Here is a 3,939-nt window from a genome sequence, read left to right on the forward strand (position 1 = left end):
TTTTTCCCTGAAAATTAGGTAGTTGACCACCTGAAAATCGGTAAAACCCATCCCCCATCCCCCATCCCCCAACCCCCAACCCCCAACCCCCACCGAAAAACTTTTTCAGCAGACCCTAATTAGCTCGATTTAACCGGTCTTCAATATTTTCTTGACTGGGGAAAATAATCTTAGTTACTTCAGGAAAAGCTAAGACGCATTCTGAACATTTATCAGGAGCATAGTTACAAAGATTACAGATTTGCCATTTGCATTTATTACAATAGAAGCAGAGAGCTTGAAAATTGTCATCGGCACTATTTCCACCTTTTTCTACGGGAATCCGATGATCCCAAACTAAACGCACTCGCTCCTTAGCATAGGTATTTTGATTGATATTTTCTTTCTTTTTAAGAATTGAGCCACAAAAATTACATTTATTTTTTTGTTGTTCTAATATATTTCTCTGAATTAGAGATGAGGGAGGTGTTCTAATCGGTGATTCAGCAGTGGTAAAAAGTCGTTGATGATCGGAACTATCTAAAACATATTTTTGACTGCCTAATCTTTTTTGTCCTTGGGGAGCATAAATAAAATTAAATCCTTCTTCATTCCAAAGTTCGCTAAAGGGTTTATTAGCATCAGCATAGGAATCTTGAATTAAATTTTCAGGAATTTTACCTTTGAGTATAGTTTTTATCTCTTGTAAATTATTGGTCGCATTAGTTAGATCGCTCTCACAACCTTCTCCATACCTAATCAGAGTTAGCAAAGCAGCAATAGTTCTTTTTTTATATAAAATAATTACTCTGTTATCATTAAAAATAATTAAATATCCTTTTCCTTGAGGATTCTTGGTAATTTCCCTAATATCCTCTAACTTGATCCCACTCATCTTAATACCTCTAGAGATTACAGATAATTGGCTGTTAAAACCGAAAAAAAGGGGTAAACAAAATTCACCCCCAACAGAGAAAGTAATAATCCTACAAAGTGCTGATAAACTGAGCAAGGCGATCGAATCCTTTTTCAATCGTCTTTAGGTCTGTAGCATAGGAAAGACGAATACAATCATCAGCACCAAAAGCAATACCGGGGATAGCGGCTACTTTTTGGCTTTCGAGGAGTTTCTGACAGAAATCCCCTGATTTTAAACCAGTTTGACTAATATCGATAAACACATAAAAAGCACCGTTGGGAGTAGGACAATCGAGTCCTGGAATTGCTCGCACTCGTTCTAAAATATACTGTCGGCGCTCGCTAAAAGCTTTGACCATTTCCTCGATGCAATCTTGGGAACTCGCCAAAGCAGCGATCGCACCGTATTGAGCAAAAGTGCAGACATTGGAGGTACTATGACTTTGGATATTAGTCATGGCCTTGACAATTTCCACCGGTCCTGCTATGTAACCGACGCGCCACCCCGTCATCGAGAAAGCTTTAGCAAAACCATTACTAATAATACTGCGCTGAAAGATTTCCGGACCAAAAGAAGCGATACTGCGGTGAATTGCGCCATCGTAGAGGATTTTCTCGTAAATTTCATCAGAAACCACTAAAATATCCTTTTCAACCACAATTTTTGCTAAAGCGGCGATTTCTTCAGGAGTATAGACAATGCCGGTGGGATTAGAGGGAGAATTGAGGACAAATAACTTAGTTTTCGGTGTAATTGCCGCTTCTAGCTGTTCGGGGGTGATTTTATACTGATTCTCTAGGCTAGTGTTGACGATAACCGATGTTCCCCCCGCTAATGTCACCATTTCAGGATAACTCAACCAGTAGGGTGCGGGAATAATTACTTCGTCCCCCGCTTCAATTAACGCCATGATTAGATTGTAGAGAGACTGTTTACCGCCATTGGTGACGATGACATTATCGGCATTGTATGCTAGTTGATTATCCCGCAGCAATTTCTCGGCGATGGCTTTTCTTAACCCCGCTTCCCCAGCAGCCGGTCCGTAGCGAGTTTTTCCCTCATCGAGGGCCTTTTTCGCGGCAGCTTTGATGTGAGTGGGTGTGTCGAAATCTGGCTCCCCGGCGCTAAAACTACAGACATCTTCGCCGTTTTTCTTCATTTCCTTGGCCAGGGAGTCGATAGCTAGGGTAAGGGAGGGGGTAACTTGATTGACTCGTGACGCTAGTTTCATGGTATTTTACCCTGACAGGGCTTTTCTGATGACCTACACAACCTTTAGTATTGTCCATTACCTCGATTGTTCTGGGTGTTTTTTTATATAATCTCCGGAATTGCCTGGATTGGAGATGCGGATGCGGATGGGGTGATGGGGTGTGGGGTGTGGGGAGAACAAAGCTGCCTTTTGCATGAGTGCATGAGTGCCTTCGTTATTGAGGATTTTTTCTTTTCGTGGTTTTTTGTTTGCTGGTAGAGAGTAAGGGAGCGGTTAATTTTTCATAGAGTTCAAAGAGGTATTCAATACGGTTTAATTCACTGGTAAAGGGTTGGGGACGATAACACAAATCAACGGCTTTGTCAAGTTTTTGGTGAGCTTTGAGCAAGTCGGGAGGCATGGTTAAAGGATCGTATAAATCGGCAAGGCTACTATCAGGATATTTTCCCCTTGTATCTAGCACAGCTTGAGCGCAAGTTTCGACGGTTTGTTTTTGTTTGTCGGTGATATTTTCTGGAAAAGGAAAATTATTATAAACAATATCTTTTGAGTAACGATAATCACTTTTTAATCTTCCACACACATATTTAACCCATGCCATGTGCATTTCTGAAGTAAGAATACCAAAATGATAAAGATTTGCATTAAGAATTAATAAAACTTGATCGTTACCAATCACATTTTTATTCATAAAACCTATTGGAATATATTTTCTTCTTTCAGATGAAACACGGGGAACAAGTAAATAATTCGTTTCGGGTTGTGCTATTTGACAGAATAGAGTAGGTGTCGCCGCAAATTTACGAGTAGAAGCAGCTTTACTTTTTAATCTAAAATTTTTAACCTTATCTACTTTTTTTATGACTTCTGGTAATGTCTTTAATTCCCTGGGAGAAATATCAAGTAACCATAGACAGTAGCGACTATAACCATTAATAAATTCTTGCGCTCCTGTATAAGGTCTAATCCATTTTTCTGCCTTCGGCTCTAATTTTAAAAATTCTTCTTTTTCTGGTTCTGTCAAAATAAAATTACCACCATCTCTTGGCATACTACCAAAACGCATTAATGGAATATTAGATAAAGGAAAACTTCGATTATAAATAATGATGTCACTTCCATCAACCAAATAGGGATTAATATTATTAGACTGAACAACTAATGATTCACCTTGAATATCTTCATAATCAAATAGGATTTTATTTGTTATATTAAAACTTCCAAAGCCAATAATTACACAATGAACTGCGGCGTTTCCTTTTGCCTCATTACTCCATTTAAAAGTACGATGGGCAAAATGAATTTTTAACTGATATTTTTGAAAAAGAATATTCCAAAGTAATGCAACTTGCTCCCCTTGAGATATAGAATTTGTGGAAACAAAAGAAACCCTGATTCTATTGCCCTGAATTATTTGAGCAGCCTTAATATACCATGCACACACATAATCTAAAACGCCTATTCCTTTCTCACCGTCGAAAACATAAGCCATATCATTCCTTTGCTGTTCGTTTATAATCATCGCACCAACAAAAGGAGGATTTCCTAAAATAAAATTGAGCTTCTCTTTTGATATAACTTCCTCCCAATCAATCCGCAAAGCATTTCCATTAACAATCTTTGCCGCTTTCTTTAATGGTAAACGCAGAAAATACTGACCAAAAGTATTACTAACTTTAATATTCATCTGATGATCAATTAACCACATTGCCACCTCAGCAACTCTTACCGCAAATTCATCGTATTCAATACCAGCAAACTGATTCACATCTACCTGAATAATAGCACTAATATCTGTTACTAACTGTCCCGTTTTATTTAATTCCTG

The 3,939-nt window shown here is 38.3% G+C and carries 3 protein-coding genes; all 3 read right to left on the reverse strand.

Annotated elements, in window-relative coordinates; genetic code table 11:
* Nucleotides 1-115 precede the first annotated feature (115 nt).
* Nucleotides 116-874, reverse strand: coding sequence for an HNH endonuclease (locus tag EWV84_RS05070; RefSeq protein WP_287076857.1), 759 nt, complete (start codon nucleotides 872-874; stop codon nucleotides 116-118).
* Between the two features lie 91 nt (nucleotides 875-965).
* Nucleotides 966-2,129 carry a pyridoxal phosphate-dependent aminotransferase gene (locus tag EWV84_RS05075; protein ID WP_287076859.1) on the reverse strand — a complete coding sequence of 388 codons (1,164 nt, stop codon included), beginning with the start codon at nucleotides 2,127-2,129 and terminating at the stop codon, nucleotides 966-968.
* Nucleotides 2,130-2,325: 196 nt separating this feature from the next.
* Nucleotides 2,326-3,939: class I SAM-dependent DNA methyltransferase (locus EWV84_RS05080; protein WP_353806914.1), on the reverse strand; the 1,614-nt coding region annotated here is incomplete at its 5' end.

Source organism: Microcystis sp. M_QC_C_20170808_M3Col (assembly GCF_007095505.1).
In the GTDB taxonomy this organism is placed as follows: domain Bacteria; phylum Cyanobacteriota; class Cyanobacteriia; order Cyanobacteriales; family Microcystaceae; genus Microcystis.